Annotated in this window: 14 protein-coding genes; 10 read left to right on the top strand and 4 right to left on the bottom strand. The window is 40.3% G+C overall.

Translation table 11 applies throughout. From position 1 onward, the window contains the following. Nucleotides 1-7: 7 nt before the first annotated feature. The 6 genes from BR30_RS0125505 (at nucleotide 8) to BR30_RS0125480 (ending at nucleotide 8,016) form a co-directional block, all read left to right on the top strand. Nucleotides 8-295 (top strand): hypothetical protein, encoded by a 288-nt coding sequence (locus BR30_RS0125505; RefSeq protein WP_026567486.1) that lies wholly within the window; start codon nucleotides 8-10, stop codon nucleotides 293-295. Next, nucleotides 285-3,965, top strand: a complete 3,681-nt coding sequence (locus BR30_RS0125500; RefSeq protein ID WP_026567485.1) for a nitrate reductase subunit alpha — start codon at nucleotides 285-287, stop codon at nucleotides 3,963-3,965. Before BR30_RS0125505 ends, BR30_RS0125500 begins: the two co-directional genes overlap by 11 nt. Continuing rightward, a complete protein-coding gene (narH, locus tag BR30_RS0125495) occupies nucleotides 3,955-5,457 on the top strand; it encodes a nitrate reductase subunit beta (protein WP_026567484.1) in 1,503 nt (500 codons plus the stop codon). The genes BR30_RS0125500 and narH overlap by 11 nt, the downstream gene beginning before the upstream one ends. Then, nucleotides 5,454-6,056, top strand: coding sequence for a nitrate reductase molybdenum cofactor assembly chaperone (gene narJ / locus BR30_RS0125490; protein ID WP_026567483.1), 603 nt, complete (start codon nucleotides 5,454-5,456; stop codon nucleotides 6,054-6,056). Before narH ends, narJ begins: the two co-directional genes overlap by 4 nt. A gap of 105 nt (nucleotides 6,057-6,161) precedes the next feature. After that, nucleotides 6,162-6,851, top strand: a complete 690-nt coding sequence (gene narI / locus BR30_RS0125485; RefSeq protein WP_026567482.1) for a respiratory nitrate reductase subunit gamma — start codon at nucleotides 6,162-6,164, stop codon at nucleotides 6,849-6,851. Between the two features lie 181 nt (nucleotides 6,852-7,032). Next, on the top strand, nucleotides 7,033-8,016 hold the full coding sequence (locus BR30_RS0125480) for a proline dehydrogenase family protein (RefSeq protein ID WP_026567481.1): 984 nt from the start codon (nucleotides 7,033-7,035) through the stop codon (nucleotides 8,014-8,016). A gap of 158 nt (nucleotides 8,017-8,174) precedes the next feature. Here BR30_RS0125480 and BR30_RS0125475 read toward each other — a convergent pair whose 3' ends face one another. Next, nucleotides 8,175-8,603, bottom strand: a complete 429-nt coding sequence (locus BR30_RS0125475; RefSeq protein WP_026567480.1) for a hypothetical protein — start codon at nucleotides 8,601-8,603, stop codon at nucleotides 8,175-8,177. A gap of 237 nt (nucleotides 8,604-8,840) precedes the next feature. Between BR30_RS0125475 and BR30_RS35425 the strand changes: the two genes are divergently transcribed. Both BR30_RS35425 and BR30_RS35420 read left to right on the top strand, forming a co-directional pair. Continuing rightward, a complete protein-coding gene (locus BR30_RS35425) occupies nucleotides 8,841-10,001 on the top strand; it encodes a M15 family metallopeptidase domain-containing protein (protein ID WP_051633776.1) in 1,161 nt (386 codons plus the stop codon). A 146-nt stretch (nucleotides 10,002-10,147) separates the two neighbouring features. Further along, nucleotides 10,148-12,343 (top strand): SpoIID/LytB domain-containing protein, encoded by a 2,196-nt coding sequence (locus BR30_RS35420; RefSeq protein WP_051633775.1) that lies wholly within the window; start codon nucleotides 10,148-10,150, stop codon nucleotides 12,341-12,343. Nucleotides 12,344-12,419: 76 nt separating this feature from the next. Here BR30_RS35420 and BR30_RS0125460 read toward each other — a convergent pair whose 3' ends face one another. Genes BR30_RS0125460 through BR30_RS0125450 form a run of 3 tightly spaced genes read right to left on the bottom strand, consistent with a single transcriptional unit; the run spans nucleotide 12,420 to nucleotide 14,237 of the window. Beyond that, the gene (locus BR30_RS0125460; RefSeq protein WP_026567479.1) at nucleotides 12,420-13,133 is read right to left on the bottom strand and encodes a 2OG-Fe(II) oxygenase; all 714 of its coding nucleotides are present in this window, start codon (nucleotides 13,131-13,133) and stop codon (nucleotides 12,420-12,422) included. Next, nucleotides 13,123-13,665 (bottom strand): methylated-DNA--[protein]-cysteine S-methyltransferase, encoded by a 543-nt coding sequence (locus BR30_RS0125455; protein WP_026567478.1) that lies wholly within the window; start codon nucleotides 13,663-13,665, stop codon nucleotides 13,123-13,125. Before BR30_RS0125455 ends, BR30_RS0125460 begins: the two co-directional genes overlap by 11 nt. Nucleotides 13,666-13,682: 17 nt before the next feature. Then, nucleotides 13,683-14,237, bottom strand: a complete 555-nt coding sequence (locus BR30_RS0125450; RefSeq protein ID WP_081825578.1) for a bifunctional transcriptional activator/DNA repair enzyme AdaA — start codon at nucleotides 14,235-14,237, stop codon at nucleotides 13,683-13,685. 240 nt (nucleotides 14,238-14,477) lie between these two features. Here BR30_RS0125450 and BR30_RS0125445 point away from each other — a divergent pair, with 240 nt between their 5' ends. Both BR30_RS0125445 and BR30_RS0125440 read left to right on the top strand, forming a co-directional pair. Next, nucleotides 14,478-15,302, top strand: a complete 825-nt coding sequence (locus tag BR30_RS0125445; protein ID WP_026567476.1) for a formate/nitrite transporter family protein — start codon at nucleotides 14,478-14,480, stop codon at nucleotides 15,300-15,302. 189 nt (nucleotides 15,303-15,491) lie between these two features. Further along, on the top strand, nucleotides 15,492-16,490 hold the full coding sequence (locus BR30_RS0125440; RefSeq protein ID WP_026567475.1) for a VanW family protein: 999 nt from the start codon (nucleotides 15,492-15,494) through the stop codon (nucleotides 16,488-16,490). Nucleotides 16,491-16,750: the final 260 nt, after the last annotated feature.

The following is a 16,750-nucleotide window of genomic DNA, read 5'->3' as shown; positions in this document are numbered from 1 at the left end:
TAACCCATTGTTTTCCTTTGAAAATGATCCAATGCTTATCGACGATCGAGAGGATTTAATTGCTGTACTTAGGATGCGCTTTGGGATTATAAATGGTGAAATGATTCAGGAAATCTATGAAATTGAAGATATGAATATATTGCAGAGGCTTATTCTAGCAGCAGCAAATGCTCCCAGTTGGGAGATTTTTCTTGAGGAGTTTAAAAGCGGGGATGACTCGTTTCGATTGTTGGGTGAAGAATTTAACCCATTGGCTGATATCCTGACAAGAAGGGGTGACAGAGATGCAATCTAAAAAAAATAATCTGTTCCATTCTCTTAAACATTTAGTACGCGGTGAACGAATTAATGATGGCTGGACCGAAGTAAATCCTCGTCCACGAGATTGGGAAGAAGTTTATCGCCGTCGCTGGCAGCATGATAAAATCGTTCGTTCGACCCATGGCGTGAACTGTACGGGTTCCTGCAGTTGGAAAATTCATGTGAAGGACGGCATTATTGCTTGGGAAACCCAGCAAACAGATTACCCATCTACGGGTGATGATTTCCCCGAATACGAGCCAAGAGGATGTCCGCGTGGTGCCAGTTTTTCATGGTATACATATAGCCCCACTCGTGTGAAATACCCGTATGTGCGTGGGGATTTATTTGCTCTATGGAAGGAAGAACTTACGAGGGCAAGTAACCCGGTTGAGGCCTGGGAAAATATTGTGACAGATCCGAAGAAACGTGAACAGTACGTGAAGGCCCGCGGTAAAGGCGGGTTTGTCAGGGGAACATGGAAAGAAGTTTGCCAACTCATTGCCGCCTCAACTATTTATACGATTAAAAAATACGGACCAGATCGCATTGTGGGTTTTAGTCCCATCCCTGCGATGTCCATGGTTAGTTATTCTGGTGGAACACGATTTTTATCATTAATTGGCGGGACGATTTTAAGTTTTTATGATTGGTATGCCGATCTTCCTCCAGCCTCACCACAAGTATGGGGGGACCAGACGGATGTTCCTGAAAGTGGTGATTGGTATAACACCAAATACTTCATTATTTGGGGTACAAATATTCCGCAAACGAGAACGCCCGATGCCCATTTTATGGTGGAATCTCGCTATAACGGGACAAAAGTAGTAGGCGTTAGCCCAGACTATGCAGAATATGAAAAATTTGCAGATATGTGGCTGCCAGCCAAGGCGGGGACGGATGGTGCCCTTGCCATGGCCATGACCCATGTTATTTTAAAGGAATTTTATGTAGATAAACAAACACCCTATTTTATTGATTATGCCAAGAAATACACGGATTTGCCCTATCTTGTCCTGTTAACAAAAAAGGATGGAGGATATCGCTCCGATCGTTTCCTGCGGGCCTCTGATATTTCACAGGAGGATAAATTAGCCGAATGGAAAACCGTTGTTTGGGATGAAAATCTCAAGAATTTTGCGATCCCTAATGGCAGTCAAGGGTTTCGTTGGGATGAGGGCAACAAGTGGAATTTAGATATGACAGCAGAAGATGGATTGGAAATAGATCCGAAGCTTAGTTTTTTGGATGAAAAAGATGATGTTGCGCTAGTCGAATTCCCTTATTTTGCTGAAAAAGAGGGAGGAACGAACAAGCGTGGTGTTCCTGTGAAGAGGATGAAGGACCAAGATGGAAATGAACTGCTTGTAACGACTGTCTATGATCTCATGCTTGCTCATGTGGGAGTAAACAGAGGGTTGGAAGGAAATTATCCATCAGATTATAACGATGAAAACAATCCCTATACACCTGCTTGGCAGGAGAGTATTACCGGTGTAAACAAATCCCATGTCATCCAGGTAGCTAGAGAATTTGCTGATAACGCAGCGCGTACAAATGGGAAATCCATGATTGCCATGGGTGGTGGAACGAATCACTGGTTCCATAGTGATCAAATTTACCGTTCAATCCTAAACCTTGTTTTATTAACAGGTTCACAAGGAGTAAATGGCGGCGGCTGGGCTCATTATGTGGGACAAGAAAAAGTCCGCCCTTTGGAAGGGTTTGGGCAGATTGCGTTTGCAAATGATTGGGTGAAGTCACCCCGTTTTATGAACGGGACATCATTCTTTTATTTTGCGACGGAACAATTTCGCTATGAATATGATGCCAACGATGCCCAAACTGACTGGGGAAGCGAATATGCAAAAATGCACCCCGCTGACTTTAATGCGATGTCAGCACGCTTAGGCTGGCTGCCAAGCTTTCCACAGCTTTCGCAAAATTCATTGGAAGTAATGAAGGAAGCGAGGTCACGCACAGTTAACGACCTTGTTTTGATTGAAGATGTAGCGAAACAGTTAAAAGAAGGTAAGCTCGATTTTGCGATTGAAAATCCAAATGACCCGCGTAATTTTCCGCGTGTGTTTTTTAACTGGCGCTCGAATTTGCTTGGTGACAGTGGAAAGGGGCACGAATACTTTGTGAAACATCTAATTGGCTCAAAGGATTCCGTCCTTTCAGAGGTTGAAAACTCGTGGCAGCCAAAAGATGTGAATATTACCGAGATTCCGCCTGAAGGAAAGACTGATCTGTTTGTTAGTATGGATTTTCGCATGACCAGTTCAGGACTTTTCTCAGATATCATTCTGCCTGCCGCGACATGGTATGAAAAACATGATATCAGCAGTACAGACCTGCATCCATTTGTTCACCCATTTAATGCAGCGATTAACCCGCCATGGGATACACGAAGTGATTGGGATGCATTCAGAGAAATTGCGAAGGAATTCTCCGAACTTGCCAAGGAACATCTTCCCGCACAAGAGGACCTTATTATGTCACCGCTAGCCCATGACACGATTAATGAAATTGCCCAGCCCTTTGGAAAAGTGAAAGACTGGCGCAAAGGAGAAGTGGAAGCGGTCCCTGGAAAAACAATGCCTAACTTTACGATTTTGAAACGGGATTATCCACATGTGTATGATATGTGGATTACGGTTGGTCCTAATATTAAAAACGGATATGGAACAAAGGGTGTACGAATTCCAGGCGATAAAGTGTATAAGGAGTTAATGGACCGACTTGGACCATCTAAGCATGAAGGGATTGGAAAAGGCTATCCTGACTTATACACGGATAAAAAAGCAATCAATGCGATTCTCTTAATGTCAGGGGCTACTAACGGGAAACGGGCGGTTGAAGGCTGGAAGTCAATGGAAGCAAAAACGGGTAAAAAGCTTGCTCACATTTCAGAAGGCCGTGAGGAAGAGGACTATACGTTAGATGCATTAACCATCCAGCCCCGTCAGGCCATATCCACCCCTGTTTGGAGCGGCCTTGAGAACGATAACCGTCGTTATTCGCCATTCACAGTCAATAAGGAATACCATATTCCGTGGCATACACTCACAGGGCGGCAAAGTTTTTACCTTGATCATGAAGTTATGCTTGATTACGGCGAGGGACTTCCATTGTATATCCCGCCTATTTCTAAGGGACCATTTATTAAAGGTGAAAAGGAAGTGGAGAATCAAGGGAAATCCATTACCCTTCGTTATATGACTCCACACCAAAAGTGGGGCATTCATACCATGTTCACCGATACAACCCATATGATTCAACTGTTCCGAGGTTGGCAGGTGGTTTGGATGAATGAAGTGGATGGCGCAGAAATTGGCATTAAGGATAACGATTGGATTGAACTTTACAATCGAAATGGTGTCGTTGTCGCTAGGGCCGTCTTAACATACCGGATGCCGCGCGGGGCAGTCTATATGCACCATGCACAGGATCGAACGATGGGCGTTCCGGGTAATACGATTAATAAAACGCGCGGCGGGACACATAACAGTGTCACGAGGATTTACCCGAAAGCGACTCATATGATTGGCGGATATTCACAACTGAGCTATGGATTTAATTATTATGGACCAACAGGCAGTCAGCGAGATACATTGACGATTGTCCGACCATTAAAGGAGGTCGATTGGCTTGAAAGTTAAAGCACAAGTGGCAATGGTCATGCACCTTGATAAATGTATTGGCTGTCATACTTGTTCTGTTACGTGTAAGAATGTCTGGACCAACCGTCCTGGGATGGAGTACGTCTGGTATAACAATGTGGAAACGCGTCCAGGGCCAGGGTATCCAAAGGAATGGGAAAATACCGATCGCTATAAAGGCGGCTGGGTCCTTCGTAATGGCAGATTACATTTAAGAGCAGGCGGGCCAATCTCGAAACTGGCAAATATTTTTTACAATCCCAATATGGCAGAAATAGATGACTTTTACGAGCCGTGGACGTATGATTTTCAACATTTGCATAAAAGTCCAAAGAAAGAAAATTTACCTGTAGCCCGGCCGAAGTCAATGATTACAGGACAGTATATGGATAAACCTGAATGGGGACCAAACTGGGATGATGATTTGGCGGGCGGTAAGGAAGTAGTACCAATGGATCCCAATGTCCAAAAGCTTCAGGAACACATTGCAATGGAATATGAGAAAACGTTCATGATGTATTTACCGCGGATTTGTGAGCATTGCCTCAATCCTTCCTGTGTTGCATCTTGTCCTTCAGGCGCATTGTACAAGAGGGATGAAGACGGAATTGTACTTGTCGACCAGGATGCCTGCCGGGGCTGGCGTTTTTGTATGAATGGCTGCCCGTACCATAAGGTGTATTACAATTGGAATACCCATAAAGCAGAGAAATGTAATTTTTGCTATCCAAGGACCGAAGCAGGTCTTCCAACAATTTGCTCGGAAACCTGCGTTGGTCGTATCCGCTATATTGGAGTTGTTTTATATGATGCCGACAGGGTGAAAGAGGCGGCCTCCGTTAAGGATCCGAAGGAATTATATGAAGCACAACTTTCCGTCTTTCTAGATCCATTTGACCCAGAGGTAATTGCGGAAGCGGAAAAACAGGGAATCAATCATAGCTGGATTCAAAGTGCACAGGCATCCCCAGTCTATAAAATGGCGATGAAGTGGAAGATTGCGTTGCCGCTTCACCCTGAATATCGGACATTACCAATGGTTTGGTATGTTCCTCCGCTCAGCCCGATTATGAATCATATTACCAATGAAAATGAGTTAAGCGCGGATGGTTATATCCCTGCAGTGGATCAAATGCGGATCCCGATGGAGTATTTAGCGTCGTTATTAACAGCAGATGATACCGAGGTGATTCGCAGAGTATTGTTGAAAATGGCAGCGATGCGTGTATATATGCGTGCAAAAACAGTTGGCGGTGCAGATGAACTGAAAGTCAGCAAGCTCTTAGAAGAAGCGAAAACAACGGGCGAGGAACTTGAAGAAATGGCTCGTTTACTTGCAGTTGCCAAATATAACGAACGATTTGTCATTCCAACCGGCCGCCGTGAAATGGATGGGGATTTACATTATAAGCAGGGTTCATGCAGCATCGAAGATCTGGCTCCAGCCGAAGGAATGGTCACCTATCCATTTGAAAGAAGTGAGAGTCAATGACAAATGATGGTTCGGCTATTTTAGTCATCATGTCGAGAATATTAGATTATCCCAATGATGAATTTTTTAAAGAACGGTCAATGATTAAGGAATTTGTAAAAGCACATATTACTTCGGAGGAAATTCGAAACGAAATTGAAGCGAGGATTTTTCCTCTTTTCAAGATGGAACAAAAGGAACTGCAAGAACTATATGTAGAAACATTTGATTATAAGGAAAAAACCAGCCTTTATTTGACCGCTCATGAACTTGGAGACAGCCGGAAGCGGGGTGCTGCCTTAATTAAACTGCAAAAGCTCATTTGTGAAGGCGGCTTTGAATATGAAGGCAAGGAATTGGCTGATTACATTCCAATGCTATTAGAGCTTGTGGCCACGGCACCGGAGGAAGAAAATTTCATCAGACTTTCGCGGCGATTATCCGTTGCTATCCAGCGACTATTAAACAACCTCCCAGAGGGCAATCCTTATTACAAAGCCATTGATCTCTTGATGATGTTTGTTTTTGAGGTGCCTGGAAAAGAGGAACTTATTTTATTGGAAAATGAACGGGAGGAAGCCGATTTGGATGAACTTCCTTATCCTGTCATGTATCGTTAGTAAGTGAATGGATAGGCAGGTTTTAAAGGGGGAATTGCTCTTTGAAACCGCGTATTAAGCGGGTAATTCAGTTGCTTCTAAGTTAGTCTACGAAGGAGGTTGGAGATGGAATTCAGTTTTTGGTGGACGATTTTTCCATATATATGCGGTGCCATTCTCATCGTTGGGACATTTTATCGCTTTATTTTTCGAGGAAAAAGCTGGTATGCCCCTTCAACAGAAATTTTTGAAAAAAAATGGCTGCGTTTGGGTTCAGTCCTTTTCCATTATGGTATTATTTTTGCCTTTATTGGACATATAATGGGTGTCTTAATTCCAATTGGGTTCTATGAAGCAATAGGAGTTAGTGAACATCTTTATCATTTTGGTGCAATTGCAGGCGGTGGGGTTGCAGGACTTATGGTTGTCATCGGCCTAGTGGTCATGATTATTCGGAAGTTCTCTTTTCCAAAGGTCCGTGTTCATACGACCTTTGGTGATTATTTCACGATTGTGCTATTACTTATTATCGCGGCCATTGGCACCTACATGACCCTCATATATAGTTACACAGTGGTAGCTTACGAATATCGATTAACGATTGGTCCGTGGTTTCGGAGTTTGTTCACCTTTCAGCCGCTCTCAGAGCTTATGGTGGGGATCCCCCCCATATTCAAGGTCCATGTTGTGTTGTCATTCATACTGTTCGCATCCATTCCGTTTACACAACTCGTCCATATGTTTAGTTTTCCAGCACGCTATCCAACTCGTGCTCCGCAGCAATACCGGTCACGCGATGGGTACGATAAAAGCTAATATGGTGCCTGACACCACAAGAAACGTCTGAAAAAGCAGCCTTCGGGCTGTTTTTTGTGCGACTTGCAGGACGCTGGATTATCCTTTCAGGAAGGCGTTTAAGTTGGAAAATTCGCAAAATAAATATTAATGAAAGCGTATGCTATAATGATGGTAAAAACAACAGCAAGGGGTAATCGCTATGTTGAAAGACATTTTTATGGGCTTATCACAAAATCAATTTTTAAATAGCACAGCTAAGAAATATGGCTTAAAACTAGGGGCACAAAGCGTCGTAGCTGGTACAAATATACCTGAAGTCATTCAAAGTATTAAAGACCTGAATGCACATGGTATTTCATGTACGGTTGATAACTTAGGAGAATTTGTTTTTAAAGAAGAAGAGGCGACCCAAGCAAAAGAACAAATTCTTAACGTCATCGATGCGATTCATGAGCATAAAGTGGATGCACATATTTCCTTAAAACCAACGCAGGTAGGATTAGATATTGATTATCAATTTTGTTTAAATAATGTAAGAGAAATCGTTGATAAAGCACATCAATTTGATATTTTTGTCAATATTGATATGGAGGACTTCAAACACCTTGAACCAACCTTTAATTTATTGGACGACCTATCGTTAGAGTATAATAATGTCGGTACAGTGATTCAGTCCTATTTCCACAAAGCGCAAGAATACCTTGAAAGATATCAAAATTTCCGCATTCGTCTTGTAAAAGGTGCTTATAAAGAGTCTGCAGAAATCGCCTATCAAGATAAGAAAGATATTGATGCGAACTTTATTAAGATTGTCGAATGGCATTTGTTAAATGGGAAATTCACTTCGATTGCAACACATGATCATCGGATTATTAATCATGTGAAAGAATTTGTGAAGAAGCACGATATTCCGAATGACAAATTTGAGTTCCAAATGCTTTATGGGTTTAGAAAAGAAATGCAGTTGCAGCTGGCTAGTGAAGGCTATAACTTCTGTACGTATGTTCCTTTTGGAAATGATTGGTACGGTTATTTCATGAGACGTCTTGCCGAACGACCTCAAAACTTAAATCTTGTTGCGAAGCAAGTCTTTAACAAAAAAACGAATACCGTGCTCGGTGTTGCCGCAGGGGCGTTTTTATTAGGAAGATTGACTAAGGCAGATAAGAAAAAACGTCAGTAAAAAATTAAAGCGCATACAAGATTCATTAAGGAAATGTAAACCTCCTATCAAAGCAGATGGGAGGTTTTTGTTATTATGAGGAATTGATGAATGGAACAAGTCTGTAAAGAAAAAAAGGCACCTAGCCTTTGTTAGTTAGTTTATTAACCACAAAGGTGTCAGGCACCTGGTTTAATTGCGTTATATGAAAAATTGCTGTCATCCCACTGAAAAATTCCTTCTTGGAGTTTAATTGTTTCATCGAATGGGCGGTCAATCGGCAAATTACCTTTTTGGTGTGTTTCATCAATCATTTTATCATATTGTTGATCGAGCAGTTGCTTCTTTAGACGAAGCATGTCTAGTTTTGAAGCAACACGAAGGATTATATCAAGCGTTAGCTTCTTTTCACTAATTCCATGGGTGTTACAAATACTTGTTTGAAAGCTTTTATTGTATTGAAGCATCATATGCAAATCATTAATACACGCTACGCCAAATACCTCTTTTATTACGTCCTCATAGCGCAGCTGGGTGCCAGTTGCGAATTTAGTAATATTCTTCTCAGGATTTTCTAAGAAATAAACTGTTTCGATAAAATCTTCCATGAAAACACCCTTTCTGTTTTTCCCATACGGTCAACTGAAATATCAGTATCTTGTTAATTGTACCATATTTTCGAGGAGTTTGCTGACTTTACTCGAAATATGTAGATGTTTGTCGGGAAATATAAGAAAAAGGTTGATATGGGTATTTTTCCCTTGTTAAATTATAGATTATTATGTGAATTTTGATATAATAACATAGTCATATTTAATCAGAAAAATAATTTAATAGGAGGAAAAATGAGATTTTTAGTTAAAATTTTTATTTATGTCATGATATTAGCACTAGTTTTCCCAATGATTATTCCTAATGGAAAAGTACTTGCTGCAACATGTAAAGGTTTGACTCCATTAACAGATCCTGTGGCACTTAGAATGGATCAGGGTGAAATGGTGATTTGGGAAAATGTTCATCCCAATCTCCTTTCGGCAAAAATAAAATATGAAAAATTGCTGAAAGCCAAAGGCTGGAAGATCCAATATAAATCTGTCTATCGTCCCTATCAATATCAGAAGCACTTTTATGAAATTGTAAATGGTGTTTCGTCAAAGTGTATACGGTCGGAACGCAGTAAGCATGAATTGGGGACATTGGTTGCTAAGCCTAGTACAAAAGCACCTCATATAAGAGGAATCGCATTTGATGCCATAATCATTGATAAAAGAGGTAAGCCGTTAAATGGGTTACACTTCGTAAGTGCTTCTCTCAAAAAAGTAGCAAAGCAAGTGGGTCTAAAATTTATTAGTACAAGCAGGGATGGTGTCCATCATGAACTGATTAATACCACTATGCCAAAAGTTACTGCGAAGAGTCCGTCTCCTGTACAAAATACATATTTAGTAAAAGGGAAAATCACCATTAAAACTGGTCTGGATGTAGTAAACTTTCCATATAATTCGGCCCCTAAGATAAGCAAAGTTTTGTTGATGGAGAATGTTGAAATTGCTGCAAAATCGGGTGATTGGTATAAGATAAAATTTGGAAAAGGGGTTGGTTGGATAAAGAGTGGAACTAAAAACCTCTCCTTGCTTCCTTTGATGCCGGTCCTATCAAATCTAAAGATTCAATATGATGTTAATTTGTACGATCAACCAACTATTTCGTTGAAGCCAACAAGGTCAATCGTCCCGCAAACAGTAAAAGTAATGAGGAAAAGCGGGAATGGATGGTACTTCATTCATACGATATTTGGGGCGAAATGGATTTATATTAATCCAAAACCAGTGAATTCTCTCCAGTTAAATAAGGCGGTAAAACTATATAGCAAGCCGTCTGTATCTTCCAAGTCAAGCGGAAAAATCACTCCTCGAAAAGTAAAGGTCATCGCTGACCGAGGAGACGGCTGGTATCAAATTTCAACCAGTTCCGGTGCTAAATGGATTCAAATTACTGCTCGCTAACTCACCTATTTTGGTGAGTTTTTTCTATTATTAACTAACTATGGGACTTATTACTTACCAATATTATCATGTTGTTAGTTAATAGATTCATAAAGTATGATTATTTTTATATATAGTGATCATCCCCATATGAATGGAGAATGTTAGTGAAAAGATTGACTGCCGGGTTTCTAGCTTTTTTGCTATTATTTAACTTACTGAATATAAAAATGTCAGCAGAAAGTATAGAACCAAAGATTAAAGTGAAATTGGTTAATAATCTCGGGAATAAATCCGAGATTACTATAAAACCAGCAGGTGATTATTTTATTGAGGATTCAACTGTCAGATTAACTTCAGGAAAGTTGTATCTCGTAAAATATGATAATACTAAAATAACGTTAATCGATGGAACCCAACCTTTATATAGTGCAGAAAAAGTTAATTTATTGCCATCAAAGGAAACCGATTATTTATCTATCAATAATCGGAATTATTTAGGTTCATTTCAATTTGTCCCTGAAAGTTCAAAGTATGTTCGTCCAATTAACGAGATTTACATCGAAGATTATTTAAAAGGTGTTGTCCCTTCTGAAATGTATGCCAGTTGGAACCTTGAAGCCTTAAAAACGCAAGCCGTGGCTGCTAGAACCTATGCACTCTCCTATAAATCAGTAATCATCGATGATACGATTAATTATCAAGTATATGGTGGTTATGCTTGGAATCCCAATAGTACTGCGGCAGTGGATGAAACAAATGGGGAAGTCTTAAAGGTAAATGTCCGGCTAGTTAGTGCCGTTTTCTCTGCAAGTAATGGCGGGAAAACAGAATCGAACGCTAATGTCTGGGGTTCTTCGCCTGTCTCGTATCTATCGATTAAAGAAGATCCGTTTGATGCAAAAACTGCTTGGAAATTCTCCGTAAGTAAACAACAATTTAATCCAGATGGTTTAACATGGAGTCAAATGAAGGAAAAAGATACCAACATTACAAATATAATAAAAGCTTGGATGGCCACTCATGGCTATGCTGGAAAAGAAATTAAAATTACGGCCATTCCTGTATTAAGCTTACACACACCAACATCAGGCGGACGTGTTTCCAAAGGGAATATAACGGTTGAATTTTTAACAAAAGATAAAATTGACGAAAAGGGTGCTTATATCCCGCAAAGATTAGAATACAAAAATATTGCAGCTTCACAGATCCGAGCGATGGTTGGCAATCGTACGATGTTGAGCTATCTAGTTTCAAACTTCGTGGAAACGGATGATACAATTACTGTGTCAGGACTTGGTGATGGTCATGGCGTAGGTCTAAGTCAATGGGGTGCACAGAACCGAGCCAAGGCTGGGCAAAAATACAATGAGATTCTTGGATTTTATTATGTAGGTGCATCACTTGTAAAGGAATATGGTGACAGACCTGTACCTGTCGTAGAAAAACCAGTCGAACAAACAGAACAAACACCTGCAGTTACAACTGAACAAGCACAACCAGAATCAACGGAACAGACTACTGCAGGTGAAACTGGAGAACATCCAGAAGTTGAACCGACAGTGGAAGCTCCATTGACACCAATCAAAGACCAAACAGCTCCCACAATAAGTGAAGTTAAAGTAAATGTTGATTATACAAAAAATAAAACACTTATCAGATTTAAGACAAACGAAAAAGCCAAAGTAACGGTTTATCTTAAGGACAGCAAAGGCAAGATTTTCACCTATTTATTAAAAGATGCACTGACAGGAGCAGGGACGATTACCAAAGAATACAACAGTTATTCTTTAGCTAACGGAAAATATTATGCAGGGATTATTACCGTCGATTTAAGTAATAACAGATCTTCGGCATTGCCATCTTTTGAAGTTAAAAAAGACAAGACCGCTCCTAAATTCAGCAGCATTAAGACAAGCGTAGATAACAAAAAAAATAAAGCCCACATTACTTTTAAAACTAACGAAACCGCTAAGGTAACGGTTTATATTAAAAACAGTTCCGGTAAAATTCTAAGCTACTTGAAAAAAGATATCCTAACAAAAGCAGGGACCATTAATCAGGAATACAATACCAAATCCCTAGGTAATGGGAAATATTCGGTGGTAATGTCTGCGACGGACACAAGTAAAAATCGTTCGAGCGTGACAACTAGTTTTGTAGTTAAAAAAGTTGTCAAAACGAAAACAGGAAAAGTGACTGTGTCCCGGCTGAATGTCCGTAAATCAGCTTCCACCAAAGGCAAAGTGATTGGGTCGTTAAAGAAAAATCAAACAGTAACGATTGTTTCCACAACTGGATCATGGTATAAAATCAAATATGGTAAAATGACAGGGTATGTTTCAAAATCGTATATAAAGTAAAAAGGCAGAGACTTCTGCCTTTTTTACCTATAATGGACTTTCTTACCCCGATTTAGAATATTGTTTGTTTCCGCTTTTATTTTGCATCATGAAAAATAATCCCTAAGCCATAGCGAGTACCAGACGTCACGGTACTAACCCCATGTCTTACAGTAGTTCGATAATAGCCGCGTGTTCCTTCGATTGGACGATGGTTGGTTGGAAAAATGAGGCCTTCACCTTGTTGAAGTGTAATCACATGTCCTTGGCTTTGGGCCCGAGGCCTTTGTTCGACAAGGATAGATTCACCTCCGGTATAGTCTTTTTCCCGTTGATTTAGAACAAATAGTACTTGGAATGGAAAGTAAACCTCACCATACAAATCCTGATGCAAACAGTTGTAGCCTCCGATTTCATATTTCAGAATTAGCGGAGTGGACCGAACTTGCCCCTTGGCGTGACAATAGTCGAGAAAGTCGGACAGTTTGCTCGGATACATGGGCTCTTTTCGAAGTTGCTGTAACCAGCGGTTCGCTGCTTTGGCAAGTTCAGGGTAGAAATCCGACCGCAGTTGTTGCAGTAACGGTGGGAGAGGAGCTTGAAAGTATTTGTATTCTCCTTCCCCAAATCTATATCGTTTCATATTTATCGTGCTGCGGAAATTAGATGGGTCATCGTAAGTTTTGATCATTTCCTGGCATTGAAGCGGGTCCAATAAGGGAGGCAGCTTTGCAAATCCTTGCGTTTCTAGCAAGTGATGCAACTCATCCCAGTCTAGTGATGCAATCCTGTCAGAAATATTATTTGGCATGGGTGTTCAATCCCTTCGTGTAGGAAGGCACTTTTTCCAAATCCAACAGTTTTTCCTTCATCTCTAAACCTCCCCGAAATCCAGTGAGTTTTCCGTTCTTTCCAATCACACGATGACAAGGAACCGTGATTAAGATTGGATTGGCCCCGATGGCAGAAGCCACTGCACGAACTGACTTAGGTTTTTGGAGGATTTCAGCGATTTCCGAGTATGTGTGTGTACACCCGTAAGGAATTTCATTTAATGCGTTCCAAACAGATTGTTGAAAAGGAGTTCCGTAAAAATCGGTTGGAAAAGTAAACGACGTCCGTATTCCTTGAAAATACTCGGCGAATTGGTCAGCAAATACTTCCATTCGTTGATCATCTTGTTCCAATTGGTGGTGCGGGAACTTTCTTTGCACCCAGTCCATTAACTCCTCAAAGCCCTTATGGTCTGACCCAACATAACAAAGCCCTTCTGATGTAGCTGCGATGTACATTTCCCAAGGGCCATGAACAAATAGACTCCAATAAATTAATTTCTTATCCATAATAAAATCTCCATTCCTTATTCATATCTGATCATTTGACGATATTCCGATGGTGTATAGGATGTTATTTTTTTAAAAAGCGTGGCGAAATGAGCTGGATTTTGGATGCCTACTTCCAGGCTGATCTCGTTTATCGGTGTATCTGTTTCTTTAAGTAGCTGTTGTGCCTGCTTTATGCGTGTCTTCTGGATATATTGGATTGGGGTTACCCCCTTAATCCGCTTAAATGTGCGCTGCAAATGGTAGGGACTTCCGTGGCATATATCTGCTAAGCTTTCCAATGTTAATGGTTCTTTAAAATGCATGTCGATATACATAGCAATCTGTGCTGCCCATTCTTCATTGGGCAGATGAAGTCCGTTAGGCTTGCAGCGTTTACAAGGACGGAATTGTTCTGCCAGAGCATGTTCTGCTTTTAAAAAAATCTGGACATTATCGAATTTTGGAGCTCTAGATTTGCAGGATGGACGACAGAAGATCCTTGTAGTTTTAACCCCATAAAAAAACTGATTATCATATGAAGAATCATTGTTAATAATGGCCTGCCATCTTTCAACTGTCAGAGTATTCATATCCTTACAAATCTCCTTTTTTACATTTTTCACACTATCACTTTGATAATCAGTATACCTCTATTAAATGAGGGAAGTAAGTAATTTTGAATATAAAAGCAAGATTACAAAGATAAATGAAAGCGCTATAAAATAGTTAAAGAAATATTCACAGGATTTTAGAAGAATTTGTTATAAAATAAATATGTTAAATGTTTCACAATATAAAAAAGTCTAGGTTATTTAAAAGGAGTCCTTCTGATGGGATACAGTAAACCCGAAAAAATTATGGAAATTACCATTGAGAATGGAGTGAAAAAGTCAAATTACCCTCTATTAGGAACACTGATCTTGGGTTTTGAAGCGGGAGCCTTTATTGCTTTAGGATATTTACTCTTCATCCGTGTAACAGCAACTCTTACAGGAAATGTAGAAGGATTAAGCAGCTTGATTGGTGCCTCTGTCTTTCCAATCGGTCTTGTCCTTACCTTGTTAGCTGGTGGAGAACTGTTAACGGGGAATATGATGGCAGTTCCGATAGCTAGGATGGCAAATAAGATTAGCACCAGACAGGTGATTAATAATTGGTTCCTCGTAACGGTTAGTAACTTTGTCGGGGCCATATTTGTAGCTTACTTTTTTGGACATTTGGTTGGACTCACGGAAACAGGACCATTTTTGGAAAGAACCATTAGTATCGCTGACCATAAATTAGAAGCAACTTTCCTCCAAGCCTTTATTTCAGGGATCGGCTGTAATTGGCTCGTGGCTGCGGCTGTATGGCTTTCATATGGAGCCAATGATATGGTCGGAAAAATTACCGGTATTTGGTTTCCGACGATGGCTTTTGTCGCGATTGGTTTTCAACACGTGGTAGCTAATATGTTTGTGATTCCTGCGGCGATTTTTGCAGGCCATTTTACTTGGGTAGCCTATATAGAGAATTTTATCCCTGTTTTTCTAGGAAATGCGGTGGGTGGATCAGTATTTATCGCTATGGCCTATTGGCATGCCTATAAGAAAAATGAACTTACTATAACTGAACCAAAAGTGATTCAGCCTATTATGAAAAGTAATATTAGATAAACTTCCAATATACAGAAAAAATATATAATTCGTAAGATATTAAGCTCCTAATTATAAGGGGCTTTTTTCATGTTTGAAAACACTTATCAATCATATTGACATGTTATCGCGAATAAAATCGGAGAATGAATGGACTTCATTTGGAAGTCCAAAATCATGCATGAAAATATAGGATAAGAGGTTGGAGAAATGAAAAATCGCTCGTGGTTAATTGCTGTTTTAGTCAGTTGTAGTTTATTAGGATTGGCTGGTTGTACAGAAAAATCAGTGAAAGAAAAGGCGGTTGAAGAAAAAGTTACGGAACCAAAGGAAAATCCGGTTCAAACACCTCAGGAAGGACCCCAAAAGGAAGAAGAACCAAAACCGATAACGGTCAATGTAATGGACCCCAATACGAAATCGATAATTAAAACCTTTCTTCCAGTCGACATGGGATTTGGAACTAATAACGAAGCGTATAAAAGGGAACTAGAGAAGTGGGCAAAGGACTTGGCAAGAGGAACGGAAACTACCACTGGCTATGACCAACGAATGGTCCTCGATAAGATTGACTCAAAAGGTCAAATCATAAAAGGGAAACCAAGGATTATTTTAGAAGAATCCGAGTTGGTTGAAAAGGTGTTAACTGCATCAGCAGCGGGAGGAGATGTGGAACTGCCTCTTTATGTGACCGAGAGCGGGTATAAGCCGGAAGATGTGAAGCAATTAGGCGAAGTGGTCGTTGCAACCTATACCACCAGATTTAACAGTGGGGTAGTGGGCCGGTCAAAAAATATTGAACTGTCAGCAGATGCAATCGATAATGTCATTGTTGGAGCCGGAGATATATTCTCTTTTAACACGACAGTTGGGCCTAGTGATGCTGAACATGGCTATCAAAAAGCAAAGGAAATCGTGAATAAACAATTAGTCGACGGAATTGGCGGGGGAATTTGCCAGACTTCTTCCACCCTGTATAATTCAGTGGACCAATTAGGTGTGAGTTATATTGAAAAACATCACCATTCCTTGTCAGTAGGTTATGTCCCTGCGGGCAGAGATGCCACCGTCTCCTATGGCGGCCCAGACTTCAAATTTCAAAATACGACAGGCGCACCTTTTATCATCAAATCCATCTACAAAAAAGGATCCTTAACCATCGAAGTAAGAACATCAGCAGCCTTCCAAGCTCTGATTGCGAAACATTAACATGGTGCCTGACACCATGTGCAGTTTTTTACAAATAAAGAGGGGGGAGTGAAGAATTTATCATCGATTATGCAAAAAACCGATTAGAAATGTTGGTCGTTTAAATTACTTGTACGATTGAAAAAGCCCGCTATTATATCTTCAACGGTGAAGTTGAAGAATAATAGTGGGTTTTTTCTATTTAAGATATGGAGATATGCATATTGCTTCCAATGAAAACAAAAAATACCAAGGTTCATTCATTAAATAGTAGGAGGATT

The organism is Bacillus sp. UNC41MFS5 (genome assembly GCF_000686805.1).
The sequence above is the reverse complement of the archived record's forward strand: the minus strand, read 5'-3'. Positions and strand labels throughout refer to the sequence as shown.